The 16383-nt window shown below is 36.7% G+C and carries 17 protein-coding genes and 1 riboswitch; of the genes, 1 reads left to right on the forward strand and 16 read right to left on the reverse strand.

Features of this window, described 5'->3' with window-relative positions:
* Positions 1 to 23: 23 nt before the first annotated feature.
* Positions 24 to 842, reverse strand: coding sequence for a sulfite exporter TauE/SafE family protein (locus tag MHI47_RS13730; protein WP_093537769.1), 819 nt, complete (start codon positions 840 to 842; stop codon positions 24 to 26).
* The gene (locus MHI47_RS13735) at positions 843 to 1694 is read right to left on the reverse strand and encodes a DUF72 domain-containing protein (protein WP_340831160.1); all 852 of its coding nucleotides are present in this window, start codon (positions 1692 to 1694) and stop codon (positions 843 to 845) included.
* Between the two features lie 196 nt (positions 1695 to 1890).
* On the opposite strand from MHI47_RS13735, the gene MHI47_RS13740 reads away from it, so the two are divergent.
* Entirely contained in the window at positions 1891 to 2970 is a 1080-nt protein-coding gene (locus MHI47_RS13740) for an FAD-dependent monooxygenase (RefSeq protein ID WP_340831161.1), read from the forward strand.
* Between the two features lie 47 nt (positions 2971 to 3017).
* On the opposite strand, the gene MHI47_RS13745 is transcribed toward MHI47_RS13740, so the two are convergent.
* The 14 genes from MHI47_RS13745 to MHI47_RS13810 all read right to left on the reverse strand — a co-directional run bounded on the left by MHI47_RS13745 (position 3018) and on the right by MHI47_RS13810 (position 16050).
* Entirely contained in the window at positions 3018 to 3782 is a 765-nt protein-coding gene (locus MHI47_RS13745; RefSeq protein WP_340831162.1) for a DUF3891 family protein, read from the reverse strand.
* 153 nt (positions 3783 to 3935) lie between these two features.
* Complete coding sequence (sufB, locus tag MHI47_RS13750; protein ID WP_093537765.1) at positions 3936 to 5333, reverse strand: Fe-S cluster assembly protein SufB; 1398 nt, start codon at positions 5331 to 5333, stop codon at positions 3936 to 3938.
* A 21-nt stretch (positions 5334 to 5354) separates the two neighbouring features.
* Positions 5355 to 5789 (reverse strand): Fe-S cluster assembly sulfur transfer protein SufU, encoded by a 435-nt coding sequence (gene sufU, locus MHI47_RS13755; protein ID WP_093537764.1) that lies wholly within the window; start codon positions 5787 to 5789, stop codon positions 5355 to 5357.
* Positions 5779 to 7011 (reverse strand): cysteine desulfurase, encoded by a 1233-nt coding sequence (locus MHI47_RS13760; RefSeq protein ID WP_340831163.1) that lies wholly within the window; start codon positions 7009 to 7011, stop codon positions 5779 to 5781. The genes sufU and MHI47_RS13760 overlap by 11 nt, the downstream gene beginning before the upstream one ends.
* A complete protein-coding gene (gene sufD / locus MHI47_RS13765; RefSeq protein WP_340763066.1) occupies positions 7011 to 8315 on the reverse strand; it encodes a Fe-S cluster assembly protein SufD in 1305 nt (434 codons plus the stop codon). The genes MHI47_RS13760 and sufD overlap by 1 nt, the downstream gene beginning before the upstream one ends.
* Before the next feature lie 18 nt (positions 8316 to 8333).
* Positions 8334 to 9113, reverse strand: coding sequence for a Fe-S cluster assembly ATPase SufC (gene sufC / locus MHI47_RS13770; RefSeq protein WP_093537761.1), 780 nt, complete (start codon positions 9111 to 9113; stop codon positions 8334 to 8336).
* Between the two features lie 557 nt (positions 9114 to 9670).
* The gene (locus MHI47_RS13775) at positions 9671 to 10828 is read right to left on the reverse strand and encodes a dicarboxylate/amino acid:cation symporter (protein ID WP_340769803.1); all 1158 of its coding nucleotides are present in this window, start codon (positions 10826 to 10828) and stop codon (positions 9671 to 9673) included.
* A gap of 786 nt (positions 10829 to 11614) precedes the next feature.
* The gene (locus MHI47_RS13780) at positions 11615 to 12421 is read right to left on the reverse strand and encodes a MetQ/NlpA family ABC transporter substrate-binding protein (protein ID WP_093537758.1); all 807 of its coding nucleotides are present in this window, start codon (positions 12419 to 12421) and stop codon (positions 11615 to 11617) included.
* Between the two features lie 61 nt (positions 12422 to 12482).
* On the reverse strand, positions 12483 to 13151 hold the full coding sequence (locus MHI47_RS13785) for a methionine ABC transporter permease (protein WP_093537757.1): 669 nt from the start codon (positions 13149 to 13151) through the stop codon (positions 12483 to 12485).
* On the reverse strand, positions 13144 to 14169 hold the full coding sequence (locus MHI47_RS13790) for a methionine ABC transporter ATP-binding protein (protein ID WP_340831164.1): 1026 nt from the start codon (positions 14167 to 14169) through the stop codon (positions 13144 to 13146). Before MHI47_RS13790 ends, MHI47_RS13785 begins: the two co-directional genes overlap by 8 nt.
* Before the next feature lie 168 nt (positions 14170 to 14337).
* Positions 14338 to 14442: riboswitch (SAM riboswitch) on the reverse strand.
* 34 nt (positions 14443 to 14476) lie between these two features.
* A complete protein-coding gene (locus tag MHI47_RS13795; protein ID WP_340831166.1) occupies positions 14477 to 14797 on the reverse strand; it encodes a thioredoxin family protein in 321 nt (106 codons plus the stop codon).
* A gap of 11 nt (positions 14798 to 14808) precedes the next feature.
* Positions 14809 to 15159, reverse strand: coding sequence for a toprim domain-containing protein (locus tag MHI47_RS13800; protein WP_093537754.1), 351 nt, complete (start codon positions 15157 to 15159; stop codon positions 14809 to 14811).
* A 74-nt stretch (positions 15160 to 15233) separates the two neighbouring features.
* Complete coding sequence (gene gcvH / locus MHI47_RS13805; protein WP_340831167.1) at positions 15234 to 15614, reverse strand: glycine cleavage system protein GcvH; 381 nt, start codon at positions 15612 to 15614, stop codon at positions 15234 to 15236.
* 73 nt (positions 15615 to 15687) lie between these two features.
* Positions 15688 to 16050, reverse strand: a complete 363-nt coding sequence (locus MHI47_RS13810) for an arsenate reductase family protein (protein WP_340831168.1) — start codon at positions 16048 to 16050, stop codon at positions 15688 to 15690.
* Between the last annotated feature and the right edge of the window lie 333 nt (positions 16051 to 16383).

The following is a 16383-nucleotide window of genomic DNA, read 5'->3' on the forward strand; positions in this document are numbered from 1 at the left end:
CCCTATCCATTACATATTTTACGTTAAAATAGTCCTTCTATAATCGATCGTATACCTAATAATAAAAGTACAATTCGTAAAGCCAAAACTAGTGTATCTGAGTTCAACTTTTTATTTAACTTTGCTCCTATCTTAGCTCCGATATAGGCAGCAGGTATAACCGGAATCGTATACAACCACGGTACATTTCCTAATGAAATATGTGTGACAGAGTTCACTATAGACGACAGAAATACCATGAACATAGACGTACCGACAGCCACATGAGGCGGAAACAGGAATAGTAATATCATCGCTGGTACGAGTATAGATCCTCCACCAATACCAAATAGACCCGATGCGAATCCAACACCAAAAGTTAATAATAATGCGAACCAAATTGGATATCCATATACAAATGTTTTATCGCCATCATTAAAGGTTTTCTTTTTCCCATTTTCCACAAACCATCGAACAGGACTTAAACGATCTCTTACCAACAATAAAGTAGATAAAATAACAAGTAAGATACCAAAGTATAAATTAAAAGAAGGTAAGTCCAGTCCTTTGTTTACAAATGCTCCGAGTATAGTACCAGGAATACTACCAATGAAAAAAATAAATCCACTTTTAAAGTCGACCGTTTTGGTTTTCATATAGGATAGAGTAGAAGAAAGTCCTGTAAATATCATCATAACCACAGAAAGACCAACAACGCTTTGCGGAGTAATATTTGGTATTAAACTAAGAGAAGCTCCAAAAAACAAAATAGCCGGTACTAAAATAACGCCTCCACCGAGGCCAACCAATGCTCCTACAATTCCAGAGAAAAGCCCACTAATTGCTAGTATAATCCATTCCATTTAAAAATCTCCTTCAAAAAAATCTAATTGTTTTGGAGCAAGTCCTTCAAAATCTATTCCTAACATACTTTGAAATGTTTTGGCATTACTGGCTGCATGACCTCCAGAGTTATTATTAAACAACACAACAACCTCTTTTGCCTGCTTCTCTAAATACTCACAAATACCTTTAATAGAAGAAAGCTCTTCTTTATTATAATCGTATAGGTATCTTACTTCTCTCCACTTCACATTATTGCCCGGATTAACCCACCCATAAGTATTTCTACCATGTAACCTTACGAGTACCTTGTTCGTAGTTGCAATTGGAACTAAAGGAATACTACCATCCCCAGCCTGCGGTTCATCACAAACACTATGATGAAGACCATTCTCTTTTAAAAAATGAAGTGTAGAATCTTTATATTCAGAAGAATACCAAGATTGGTGACGAAACTCAATAACCACTTCAAAGTCCTTTAGTTCTTCTCTCACTTTACGTATATATTGTACATTTTCTTTTGTGCATTGGAACCAAGGAGGAAATTGTGCAAGTATCATTGATAGCTTTCCCGAATTTTTAAATGGCATAACCGATTGTCGATATAATTCAAACATTTCTTCGATCGAATTAAAAGGAAAATCACCACGTAAATGACCCGTGATACCTTGATAAGCTTTTACAACAAATTGAAAATTATCTGGCGTTTCTTTAATCCACTTTAAGCTATTTTTTATTGGTTGAATTGCATAGAATGCTGCATCTAATTCCACCACTGGAAAATGTGCACTGTAATCTTGTAACCTTTCTCTTGCCGAGGATACATACAAGTCAGGATGATCCCCCCACCCTGTTAGGCCAATTTGAATCATTTACAACACCTCACTATTATTACTATAATAGCATAATCACTCATTTCGGTATATTCAACTAGCATGCACTCCAAGTATTAGCGTATTGACCCCCAAAGGATGAAAAGATGGATAATAATTTTTTATTTAGCTAAAATATATAAGTGTCGTTACATATAGCCCATTACGCTTTTTTGAAGCAAAGGGAGGAAATAACATGATGAAAGTAGATGTATGTATAGTCGGTGCAGGTCCTGGTGGTGCCCTTCTAGCGTACTTATTGGCAAAGAAAAATATATCTGTTGTATTAATAGAGCGAACAAATCAAATCGGAAAAACGTTTCGTGGAGAACATTTAAATGAAGAAGGCGAAGCGATTCTAAAAAAATATAACTTATTTGACGAAATAGAAAAGCTCGGGCTATTACGAATGAAAAAACTTGAATATTGGCAGCATGGGGAAGTATTTAAAACTATTTTACCTCATCCCGAGATCGGACATCTTGGTATTCATGTTCCTCAAGCACATTTACTACAAGTATTGATAGATGCTGCAAAGAAATATACAAACTTCCATTTAATGCTGAATACAAAAGTTGATGAACTTTTACAAGATGAACATGGCTCCTACACTGGAGTAAAAGCATCCGAAAATGGAGAAGAAATTATTATTGAAAGTGAATTGGTTATTGGTGCAGATGGTCGTTATTCGACCGTACGTAAGAAAGCTGATCTGGATGTAACCATTCGAAAACACGGATATGATTTACTCTGGGCTAGAATACCAGCACCTGTAAATTGGGAACCGTCTATTAGGATGACTTTAATCGGAGGGAAGCAAATTTCCCTATTTACACAGGCGAAGGGTTATATACAAATTGGTTGGAATATCGAAGAGGGTTCTTTTGCAACACTTAGAAAACAGCCTTTTACTCCATTTATCGAGCAACTCATAATGGCTTTTCCAGAACTTGAACAAACCGTTCGAGAAAACATTCAATCTTGGAAGGATTTTGTTCTATTAGATGTGTATAGTAGCACTAGTGAGACTTGGGGGAAAAAAGGGTTGGCTTTAATCGGAGATGCAGTTCACACGATGACCCCTACTGGAGCATTTGGGTTAAACAGTGCTCTAAAAGATGCGGATTACTTCTCTTCTTTAATCGACAAAAATACAATTACCTCTCTTAATACTGCTGATTGTGCTTCAGTAAGGAAAAAAGAAGTTGCTAAAATTCAAGCTATCCAAATAGAGAAAGAACAATCTTTTGCTTCTCAGTTTGTTGTGATGGTTTAAAAAGAGGAAGAACCAGTCAAATTACTTTGACTGGTTTTTGCATACTATTATTTAAACGTAACTTTTCTATGCGCAAAAGGAGTATCCTTAAATGCCTGCAATAGTCCATCCTTCTCAATCTGTTCTTTCCATACTTCTTTATACGTAAGCTTTACATTTAGTTCGCTCTTCAAGGGGGAGAAGGATAAAGTAACGACTTCATCGCTTTCCCAGCTAGCTATAATTGGCTCCTGCGTGACGAATAGGAATAATTGTGGAAATCCATTTTTAAAAAATGGATGCAATTTATCGTTGTCTCCTGGCTCGTGTAAACAAATAAACAAAGATAGAAAATCTGAAAACTTCAGCAGATCTAAATGATACATTAACGTTTCTTTCTTTTTCTCATTGCCGACAATTCCTAATTCATCATAAAGTCGATCCTGTCTTTGCTTTTCTATATCCCAAAATTTTTGAACTGCAGTTTCATCAGCATCTTGGACAAAAGAGGAGTAATGTAAACTACACAATAAACAAGCATACTTACTCATTTCCTCCACTTCATCTAATCCTTTTCCATAAAAAGAAATCTTCAGATCTGTAGGATAATCTATAAACGAGAAAGGCTGTTCTAATTGATCATTCCATACTGGGGACTTATCCGGATCTATCCAACCACGGTCATGCTCTTGAATGGCGAGAACGACTTCCTGCACATCTTTAGAATCGTAATAAAAATCATCTTTACAATGTTCTGCTATTTGCTTGGAAACTTGGGCATGATCATCTTGAGTAACCATGACATAGCTTTTTTCTCTTTCAAATACAATCATTGTCGATACCTCTCTTTACAAAAAACTTCTACTACTTTCTGAGTACCACTTAATAGTTATAACCAAACCTAACAGTTTTTAGCAATTTGCCTATTTACAGTATAAAAAAATGCAGCAAGGTGAAATACACCCTGCTGCATTTATATAAATGGATTAACCGATAGAGCCTTCCATCTCGAACTTGATAAGACGGTTCATTTCTACAGCATATTCCATTGGAAGTTCTTTTGTAAATGGTTCGATGAAGCCCATTACGATCATTTCAGTTGCTTCTTCTTCACTAAGTCCACGACTCATCAAGTAGAATAATTGTTCTTCAGATACTTTTGAAACTTTTGCTTCATGCTCTAAAGAAATATTATCATTCAAGATTTCGTTGTAGGGAATTGTATCAGAAGTAGACTGATTATCCATGATTAATGTATCACATTCGATATTCGCACGTGCACCAGTAGCTTTACGGCCAAAATGAACGATACCACGGTATGTTACTTTACCACCTTGTTTAGAAATTGATTTCGAAACAATAGTAGAAGAAGTATTTGGAGCTAAATGCATCATTTTCGCACCAGCATCTTGGTGTTGACCTTTACCAGCAATTGCAATAGAAAGAGTCATACCACGAGCGCCTTCACCTTTTAAGATAACGGCTGGATATTTCATCGTTAATTTAGATCCAATATTTCCGTCAATCCATTCCATTGTTGCATTTGCATCACAAACTGCACGTTTTGTAACTAAGTTATAAACGTTGTTTGCCCAGTTTTGGATTGTTGTATAACGGCAATAAGCATCTTTTTTAATAATGATCTCAACAACTGCACTATGAAGTGAATTTGTTGTGTAAACAGGAGCTGTACATCCTTCTACATAATGTACAGAAGCACCTTCGTCTACAATAATTAGCGTACGTTCGAATTGACCCATGTTTTCAGAGTTAATACGGAAGTATGCTTGTAATGGTGTTTCCACTTTAATGCCTGGTGGTACATAGATAAACGATCCACCCGACCATACTGCAGAGTTAAGTGCAGAGAACTTATTATCGGAAGAAGGAATTACTGTACCCCAATGCTTTTTGAAAATATCTTCATTTTCACGAAGAGCAGAATCAGTATCCTTAAATATAATACCCAAGTCTTGAAGCTCTTGCTTCATGTTATGATATACAACTTCTGATTCATATTGTGCAGAAACACCTGCAAGGTATTTTTGTTCTGCTTCTGGAATACCTAATTTATCAAAAGTAGCTTTGATTTCTTCTGGTACTTCATCCCATGAAGTTTCTGTTTGTTCAGAAGGCTTCACGTAATACGTAATTTCATCGAAGTTTAATGACCCTAAATCTCCACCCCATTGAGGCATTGGTTTTGAGTAAAAAATTTCTAACGCTTTTAAGCGATAATCTAACATCCATTGTGGTTCTGATTTCATACGTGATATTTCTTCTACGATTTCTTTCGTTAATCCACGTTTAGAACGGAAAATGGATACGTCTTTATCGTGGAAACCATATTTGTAATCACCAATTTCAGGCATTTTTTTAGCCATCGTATTTCCTCCGTTCGACTGTTATTCTTTTTCTTCTGAAACGCCTTTTTCCATTGCCTTCCAAGCTAAAGTTGCACACTTGATACGTGCTGGAAACTGAGAAACACCACTTAATGATTCTATATCTTCAAGATCTAAAGAGTCATCATAATCTTTCCCAAGCATCATTTCAGAAAAAGTACTAGAAAGTTGTAAAGCTTCCTCTACAGACTTTCCTTTAACTGCTTGTGTCATCATAGAAGCAGATGCCATAGAAATCGAGCATCCTTCTCCATCAAATTTCGCATTTTGAATTTTACCATCTTCCACTTGAAGTGTTAAATGGATGCGATCTCCACAAGTAGGGTTATTCATATCAATTGTCAAAGCGCCATCCTCGATACTACCTTTGTTACGAGGATTTTTATAATGATCCATAATGACACGGCGATAAAGTTGATCTAAATTAGAAGACATCGTTAAAATACTCCTTTGCTGAAAGCAATCCAGTAACTAGACGATCTAAATCCTCTTCTGAATTGTATATATAGAAACTAGCACGAGCAGTTGCCACACATTGCAACCATTTCATCAATGGTTGTGCACAGTGATGTCCTGCACGAACTGCAATTCCACTCATATCTAAAACTGTTGCAACATCATGTGGATGTACATCATCTAAATTGAATGTAACAATTCCTGCACGTTTCGCAGGATCGACAGGTCCATAAATGGTTAACCCTTCAATTGTAGACATTCTGTCCATGGCGTAAGCAGCTAACTCATGTTCATGTTTTTCAATTTCATCTAAGCCAATTTCCTCTAAGAAATCAATTGCAGCTCCAAGACCAATGGCACCAGCAATTATTGGTGTTCCCCCTTCGAATTTCCAAGGAAGTTCTTTCCACGTAGAATCATACAAACCTACGAAGTCGATCATTTCCCCACCAAATTCGACTGGTTCCATTTTATCCAATAAAGCTTCTTTCCCGTATAGTACCCCTATTCCAGTAGGCCCACACATTTTGTGTCCAGAGAATGCAAGGAAGTCACAATCAAGTGCTTGAACATCTAATTTTAGATGTGGTGCAGCTTGAGCACCATCAACTACCATTACAGCTCCATGTTCATGTGCAATTTGCGTAATTTCTTTAATCGGATTCATGGTTCCTAAGACGTTCGATACATAAACGATTGACACAATTTTAGTTCGGTTAGTAATAGTTTCTCTAACCTTCTCTAAAGAAAGTGTACCATCAGCTTCTAAATCAATATATTTTAATACGGCACCTGTTCTCTTAGCTAGTTGCTGCCAAGGAATAATATTGGAATGGTGCTCCATATGCGTAATAACAATTTCATCGCCCTCTTTTAGGTTAGCTTGGCCGTAGCTCTGTGCCACCATATTGATAGCGGTTGTTGTACCACGAGTAAAAATAACTTCTTTAGTAGACTTAGCATTAATAAATTTTCGAACCTTTTCACGTGCTCCTTCGTAACTATCCGTCGCTCGGTTACCCAGCGTATGAACACCACGATGCACATTTGCGTTTTCAAATTCATAATACTTTTTGATCGCTTCTATTACTTGAATTGGTTTTTGAGAAGTAGCCCCATTGTCTAAATAGACTAATGGATGACCGTTAATCTCTTGGTTTAAAATCGGAAAATAGCTTCGAATCTCTTTAGTATTGAGCATTAGCGAACTTTCCTTTCAATAACCTCCGTCAGTTGCTTCTTCACGCCTTCTATCGGTAATTCGTTTACGACAGGAGCAAGGAATCCATGAATTACTAGACGCTCTGCTTCATGTTGAGAAATACCACGGCTCATTAAATAGTACAACTGAAGTGGATCTACTCGGCCAACTGATGCTGCGTGACCTGCTGTTACATCATCTTCATCGATTAAAAGAATAGGATTTGCATCTCCACGTGCTTTTTCGCTAAGCATTAATACACGAGATTCTTGCTCTGCGTTAGATTTAGTAGCACCATACTCAATTTTACCAATACCATTGAATATAGATGATGCTTCGTCTTTCATAACGCCGTGCTTAAGAATTTGACCTTCCGTATGTTTGCCCCAGTGGATTACTTTTGTTGTAAAGTTTTGCTTTTGTTTCCCGCGACCTACAACAACCATTTTCACATGACCTTCTGAATTATCTCCAACTAAATGTGTTGTATTTTCAGAAATAGTATCACCATCATTCATCATACCAAGTGCCCACTCAAGAACTGCATCACGACTTGTTACACCACGACGATTAACGTATGTTGTAAATCCTTCTGCTAGAACATCAACTGTTCCAAATGTAACTCTTGAATTGTCTTTGGCAATGACTTCCGTCACGATATTAGCTAATCCTTCTGCATGATCCACAGTAGATAAGTAGTTCTCTACATATGTTACAGAACTATTTTCATCAGCTACTAGTAAAGTGTGATTGAAAAGAGAAGCTGTTTTATCATCATGTAAGTAAATAACTTGAATTGGTTCTTCGATTACTACATTTTTAGGTACGTATAAGAATACACCACCGTTTAATAATGCAGCATGAAGTGCAGTTAGTTTATGTTCTGTTACTTTGACGCCATCGGTCATGAAGTATTGTTGAACAAGTGCTGAATGCTCACGAATTGCAGTGTATATATCTGTTAAAATTACACCTTTTGCTTTTAGCTCTTCTGATAATGAAAGAAAAGCAGGTGTATTATTATGTTGAATGTAAATGTTTTGTTGCTCTGCATTTACGACAGCCTTCACTTCTTCAGGTAATTCTGCTAAAGATGTAAATTTGCTGCTCTCTACAGTATGAACTGGAAATTCAGTGAAATTCCAATTAGTAATTTTTGTTTTATCTGGTGTTGGCATCGGAAGTGTTTCAAGTTGACCAAATGCTTTTAGACGAAGTTCTGTCATCCAGCTTGGTTCTTGCTTACCTTCTGAAAAGGAGCGGATATCTTGCTCGGTTAATGCCAATTTTGTTTCAACCGTCATGCTTATTCGACTCCTTTCTTATGCTTCTTGTCCAACTGTTTCGTCTTCAATTCCTAATTCTTCTTTAATCCATTCATAGCCTTCTGCTTCTAGTCTTTGAGCAAGCTCAGGTCCACCAGATTTAACTACGCGACCTTGCATCATTACATGAACATGATCAGGTGTGATGTAGTTAAGAAGACGTTGATAGTGAGTGATTACTAAGCTTCCGAATCCTTCACCGCGCATTTGGTTGATCCCTTTAGAAACAACTTTTAAAGCATCGATATCAAGACCAGAGTCAATTTCATCTAAAATAGCGAATTTTGGTTGTAACATCATTAATTGAAGAATTTCGTTACGTTTTTTCTCTCCGCCTGAGAATCCTTCATTTAAATAACGTTGTGCCATATCTAAATCCATTTCTAAAAATTCCATTTTGCTATCAAGCTCACGGATGAATTTCATTAGTGAGATTTCATCGCCTTCTTCGCGGCGTGAATTGATTGCTGAACGTAAGAAATCTGCATTTGTTACTCCAGTAATTTCACTTGGATATTGCATTGCTAGGAATAGACCTGCTTGCGCACGTTCGTCTACTTCCATTGCTAATACATCTTCGCCGTCCAATTCAATTGAACCAGATGTAACTTCATATTTTGGATGACCCATAATAGCAGAAGCTAAAGTAGATTTACCTGTACCATTTGGCCCCATTACTGCGTGAATTTCGTTCGTATTAATTGTTAAATTAACACCTTTTAAAATTTCTTTACCGTCTATTGCAACGTGTAAATCTTTAATAGCTAAAGTCGACATTTAATAACCTCCATTAAGTAAATACGAATGTATAATCATTCTAATTTATTATCATTCTAATCTTAACCCAAACGAAGGTACCTTGCAAATCTTTTGAAGCATATTCTATTTAATATTGTAGAATATACAGATTTACTGTTTTCTATTGACTTTTCACTAAACTATTAGGTAAATAGTAATCTTCCTTTATTTTCATTAAGAACTTTCTAATTGAGAATGGATTTCACTATGAAGCTAGTGTAAACAAAAAAGAATCCATGGATAAATTCTCCATGGATTCTTGTATATTATCCCCTAAATGCTTGGGCATCAAGTTTAGCCGCTAATTGCATACATTTTTCATGATCCTGCTGTCGCTTGTTTTCGACCTGCAATCGTAATTCCTGACTTTGTCTCAATTCATCGTATCCAAAACCATGTACTCCTCTAAATGCGTGGTCCATCTGTTCTGTATAAGGTAAATCTTCCGAACTGATAATGAATCATCCTCTCTATTTTTGAGTTCATGATTTATATACCCAACTAATTCGGACTTAAACATTTATTTATAAAAAAACTTAATTTGTCTTAGAAAACTTATCTACGATAATCGCAAGTGCTCCGTCACCAGTTACATTTGTCGCTGTTCCAAAGCTATCCTGTGCAATATAAAGAGCAATCATTAAACCTATCATAGCCCCGTTGAAGCCGAGCATTGTTTCCAGTAAACCTAATGCTGCCATAACGGCTCCACCTGGAACTCCAGGAGCTGCGATCATTGTTACACCAAGCATAAATATAAATGGTATAAACGTAGATAACAGAATATCTTGCCCATTTATAAGCAATACTCCAATGGAACATGAGACAAGCGTAATCGTACTCCCTGATAAGTGAATAGTTGCAAAAAGAGGAATCGTAAAGTTTGTTACTTTATCGGAAGCACCCGTTTTCTGCGCCTGTTTTAACGTCACCGGAATAGTTGCCGCTGAAGACTGTGTACCTAAAGCTGTAAAGTAAGCTGGCGACATTGTTTTTAACAGCTTCAAAGGATTTTTTCCAGTTACAGTACCAGCAGCAGTATATTGTAATAGAAGCATTACAATATGCAGTGCGATAATCATGACAAACACAACTCCGAAAACAGATAATACTTTTGCCACCTGACCACCGTACGCCATATTCATAAATATCCCAAATATATGTATCGGTAACAACGGAATAATAACAAACGAAATTACCTTTTCAATAATCTCACTAAACTCTTCAAATGCATTTTGTAACGTATTTCCTTTTAATTTAGAAATTCCAATTCCCATAATAAAGGAGAAAACCAATGCTGTCATAATATCCATCATTGGAGGGATGGGCATTTCAAATAACCCACCAATTAAAAACTCCTCTGGATTTTCTAACTTCACGCTCTCTTTCCCACCTATAAGCTTCGGCAGTAAATTGGAAGCGATAAAGAATGCAATAAAACCTGCTACTAGAGTAGATAAATAAGCAATACCCGTAGAAATCCCTAGTAATCTACCAGAACCTTTTCCGAGTTTAGCTATCCCCGGAACGATAAAACCAATAATGATGAAAGGAACAATAAATCCTAAAAATGAACTAAAAATACTATTAAAAGTAGCCATAATCTCCACTACTATTTTAGGGACAACTAGTCCCAATAAAACACCAGCTACTATCGCTACCACTATTCGTGGCAATAACCCAAACCTCTTCATGAAGTGTCCTCCTCAAATGTACAAATGTGTTATTTATAACTTTCATACACTTTAGCACACTCATTTATTAAAGTGAATAGGATGAGTAATATACGTAATATTCTATTAATATAACCTTTGTTTATAGTACGTAGCAGAGCTTTTTCCACATTTCAATAAGTCAGAGTTTGAAAGTATTCTTTTTGCCTCATTTCTATTGTTTAGCAAAAGAAAATCTCTGCATTCTTTATTAGTAATCGTTTCTTTGCAAAGTGAAAAATAAGTAGAAATTGCTTTATTATGTGCATAGGAATTGGTCTTGCTACATTTAGGGCAATACCACGTACGTATTATTTTTTGCATCCCAATAAAACTACAACTTTCACATTTTACTCCTAGTTTTAAATCTTCAAATGGAATAGAGAAATGATTAATAAGAGGAATAGTAGAAGGGGATGGGCACTTTAGGAGAATTCCTTTTATTTGCTCCATGTCACCCTCACTTAGGGTTGAATTAATTGTGGAAAAATTTCGTAGATAAGACGGTATTTCATTCTTATATATCACTGTAACGGCATTGGTAGATTTTCTAATCTAGCTCGGGCGCATGGCTTTGCGACTCGAGCCGATACAGCATCTTCTCGGGCGTTCGCCGGATTCTCGAGCGGATACCTCTCTAGTTCGGGCGCATGGCTCTAGTGCTCGGACCGATACGACTACTTCTCGGGCGTTTGCCAAATCCTCGTGTGCAAATCGTAACCACAAAAAAACAGACATCCCAGGATGCCTGTTTTCTCTACAATACTATTATTTTACCGGTACTACTGATCCGCCCCACTCGCTTAGGATGAAGTCTTGGATTTCTTTAGATTTTAATGCTTCTACTAAAGCTTTAATCTCTTTATTGTCTTCATCACCAGAGTTTACTGCGATGATATTTACGTATGGAGATTCATCTGATTCTTCAATAGCGATTGAGTCTTCTAATGGATTAAGGTCAGCGTCAATTGCATAGTTAGAGTTGATCAGTACTGCGTCGCCTTCTTCATTTTCATATAACTGAACCATTAAAGCAGATTCATAGTTAGCATCAAATTCAAGGTTTTTCTCATTTTCCACAATATCTTTTACTTCCGCTTTTGTTTTATCAATGCCGTCGGCTAATTTAATAAGGCCTTTCGCTTCTAACATTGCAAGGATACGTCCATGATCCGCAACAGAGTTGCTCATTAAAATAGTTGCGCCCTCTGGAAGCTCTTCAATAGAACCGTATTTTTTAGAGTATAAACCGATTGGCTCGATGTGAATACCGCCAGCGTTGGCGAAGTCATATCCAAAATCAGCTTTTTGCGATTCAAAGTAAGGAATGTGTTGGAAAAAGTTTGCGTCCAAGTCTCCTGAATCTAAATCTTTGTTTGGTAATACATAATCTTGATATGATTCTACAACAAGTTCAATTCCTTGTTCTTCTAGAATTGGTTTAACTTCTTCTAATATAACTGCATGAGGTACGTTAGATGCACCTACTACTAGTTGACTACTTTTTTCATCTCCACATGCTGCAAGGGTTAATGCGCTTACCGATAGTAATGCTCCAGCTAAAAATTTCTTCATTCAATATCTCTCCCTTTTTATCCTATTATTTCTATGTGATCGAGTATCTCGTTAACACCTATTATCGTTTGTCTATCTTCGTAGTAATTACATCGCCAATCCACTGGATGATAAATACCATAATTAATATTAATACCGTGGCAACAAGCGTTACGTCTGTCCTACCTCTTTGGAAACCATCTAAAAAGGCTAATGTTCCTAGTCCCCCAGCTCCGATAATACCAGCCATCGCTGTATATCCAACTAGTGAAATCGCTGTAACCGTTATGCCTGATACTAAAGCAGGCATAGATTCTGGCATTAATACTTTCCATATAATAGTAGAAGTTTTAGCACCCATCGATTTTGCAGCTTCTAGCACACCTTTATCAATTTCTCGAAGCGCTATTAACACCATACGGGCGTAGAATGGAGCAGCCCCGATTACTAAAGCCGGGAAGGCCGCATTTGGACCACGCATTGTTCCGACCAAAAACTTCGTTAAAGGTATTAGCAAAATGATCAGAATAATAAATGGAATGGAGCGGAATATATTGACGAAAGCTCCTGTTAACCAGTTTGCTAATTTGTTCGCCCACGCTTGATGAGGGCTAGTTAAGAAAAGTAGAAGACCAAGAACTAGTCCAATAATAGCTGTTAAAATTGTTGATACTGCAGTCATATATAATGTTTCAACTGTGGCTTCCCACATTTTTGGCCAATCAACATTAGGAAACAAATTATTAATCATTGTTGATCACCTCTGTATTTACTTTTTGTTCGTGTATATATCGAATTGCATCATCTATTAGTAGTGCATCTCCTTCTAACTGAAGGATGAGCGTACCAAATGCACCAGTTTGTGTATGCGAAATATTTCCTTGTACAATATTCACTTCCAAATCAAACTGTTTGATAAGTCTAGACAGTATTGGTTGTACTGTCTGCTCCCCGACAAATACGAGCTTAATCAGCTTGCCATTTGGATAAAGTTCTTTTAATTGTTGTATTGTTTGCAACGCCTTATTGGAATCACTGACCTGCGAAACAAAACGCTTCGTAATCGTTTGTTGCGGATTTTGAAATACATCTAGCACATTTCCTTCTTCTACTACATGACCTTTTTCCATAACTGCAACGCGACCACATATCTTCTGAATAACCTGCATCTCGTGGGTTATTAATACAATTGTCAGACCTAGTTTTGCATTGATACTAACTAATAAATCTAAAATAGAATCTGTAGTTTCTGGATCTAATGCAGAAGTTGCTTCATCACAAAGAAGTACTTCTGGACGGTTGGCTAATGCGCGTGCAATCCCAACCCGTTGCTTTTGTCCACCTGATAGTTGTGAAGGATAATAATGCCCTCGCCCTTCCAGACCAACCAAATCAATAAGTTCCTTTACTCTTTGAGAACGTTGAGCTGGTGGTATACCTCCGATCTCTAATGGGAAAGCAATATTCTCTTCAACCGTTCTTGACCATAACAAATTAAAATGTTGAAAAATCATACTTACCTTTTGTCTTACTTGGCGAAGCTTCACTTCATTTATCTTTGTAATGTCTTCATTATTTACGATGATTTCACCTGAAGTTGGTTTTTCTAATCCATTTAATAAGCGAATGAGTGTACTTTTGCCAGCACCACTATAACCAATAATGCCAAAGATCTCACCCTTTTTTATGTCAAGATTCACCTCTTCCACTGCTACAATCGTACCTTGTTTCGTACTAAATTTTTTGGAAATATTTTTTAAACTAATCATGGGAACCTTGCCCCCTTTCTTTAAACTATTCTATACCTATCTATTATTAACAGGTTGTTGAAATTTACTTTGTATTAAACCTTATTCTTCCCACTTTCAACTAAAAAAACCCTCCTGCAAAAGAGCAGAAGGGTTTAAAGTTATCCAATTTAATAACATTTATCCATTCTCTCATTTCCCAAAGCATTTGCTTTGCGTGACTTGGCACCATTTCATTTACATGACGGTTGCCGGGCTTCAAAGGGCACTTCCCTCCACCTCTCTTAATAAGAGTAAAACTATTAATTTGTCGGTATATCGAATGTTATCATACGACAACTTGGTCGTCAATACTTTTTATCGCATCCAAGATAAATGGAACTGACTGAAAGGCATATATTTTTTTATATACCGTCCCACCTTTAGAGATTAGCAGACATGGCACACTTTCAATTTGATGATCCATAGCAAAATCTCCAAGATAGTTAATATTTGCTTGACCAATTAAAAAAGGCTTTATCTCTTTTATAACTTGGATCATTTTACTAGCAACTTGGCAAGTACCACACATGGGTGTATAAATATAAAATATGGTAAGCTGCCCACTGTTCTTATGGCTGTTCCATTGTTCTAAGGTCCATTCATTCATATTACATCATCCTAAAGTAAATATTGTCTTTTCACTTTTATATTAACACTTTTTAATATAGAAGCCAAAACTTTGAATGGTGTGGTCGCTACTTCGCAGAACATCGGATTGGTATATAGATGAATCGCTTCAGGGTATTCTTTTCTCACGACAGAGCGAATTTGCTCACCAGACTTATCTGCATCCAGAAACGCATAAATAGGAATGCCTTCATAAGGACTTAAAATTTCTTCTAGCCTGACATTCGATATCGTTCCATTGGTGCAAATAATTTCTGTTGATTCATCCAGCAGTTTTAAAAGCTTTAATTTATCAGATCTACCCTCAACAAGAATTATCTTTTCACTAAAGACAATAGCCATTCAGCCTCTCTCCCAACTATGCCCTTTCCAATATTATATGAAAAAAACGCCGATATTAAGCGGCGTTTTCGAAATTATTCTGAAATTAATTCTTCGTATTTTTCTGGAGAAAGTAAAGCATCCACTTCAGCTGCATCAGATGGTTCAATAACAATCATCCATGCATTTTCATAAGGGGATTCGTTAACATACTCAGGGCTATCTTCTAGTTCTGTATTTACCTCTACTACTTTACCGCTAATTGGTGCATACAGTTCAGAAACAGTTTTAACCGATTCAACACTTCCAAAAGGATCTCCTGCTTTAATCTCATCTCCAACTTGTGGAAGTTCGACAAAAACGATATCTCCAAGTTCAGATTGTGCAAATTCAGTAATACCGATACGGACATTGCCGCCTTCAGTTTTTACCCATTCATGCTCTGCTGAGTATTTTAAATCTTTAGGTGCGTTCATATATATACCCCTCTCCATTAATAATACATTCATCTACTATATTCACATATTTTAATAGTAAAAACAAGTGACTTTAAGAAGTCTTCCATACATCCTCAAACTGTTGCTCCTTGAAGCCTAGCGTTAATTTATTCCCGTCAAAAACAATTGGTCGTTTAATAAGCATTCCATCCGAAGCAAGCAAGGATAGTTGTTCGTCTTCTGACATTGTTGGAAGCTTGTCTTTTAGTCCAAGCTCGCGATATTTCATACCGGAAGTGTTAAAGAATTTTTTTAGTTCTAGTCCACTTACCTCAAACATTTTTTGAAGAGTTTCTTTCGTTGGGGGACTTTCAGCTATATGATTGTCTATGTATTCTATTCCGTTATCTTTTAACCATTTACTTGCTTTTCTGCACGTTGTACATTTTGGATAGCCATAATATTGAATAGACATGTTGTACCACCTTTTTCTCTTAATCATACATAAAAGTGGAAAGGATAGGCAATTATTTTGAATAAATTAATATATGATTGAGCCTCCAATCAAGAAAAACCGAGCAAAATGCGCCCGGTCCTTTAAAAATAAGAATATAGAAATGCCATTAAATTCCGCTTCAAGCGGAAGCTTTCCGTGAGCCCGGCTTCAGCCGCTTCCCTCGCGATGCTCAGTCCAGGGTCTTCAGCTCGTGCTGTTCCCACTGGTGTCACCGCTCTGCGCTCCAAACAACTAGATCCGCTTTAAATGATTATAAAACCACCTAAATATACAAATTTCTTTTAAAATAAG

The sequence above is a fragment of the Psychrobacillus sp. FSL H8-0487 genome, assembly GCF_038008385.1.
In the GTDB taxonomy this organism is placed as follows: Bacteria; Bacillota; Bacilli; order Bacillales_A; family Planococcaceae; genus Psychrobacillus; species Psychrobacillus psychrotolerans.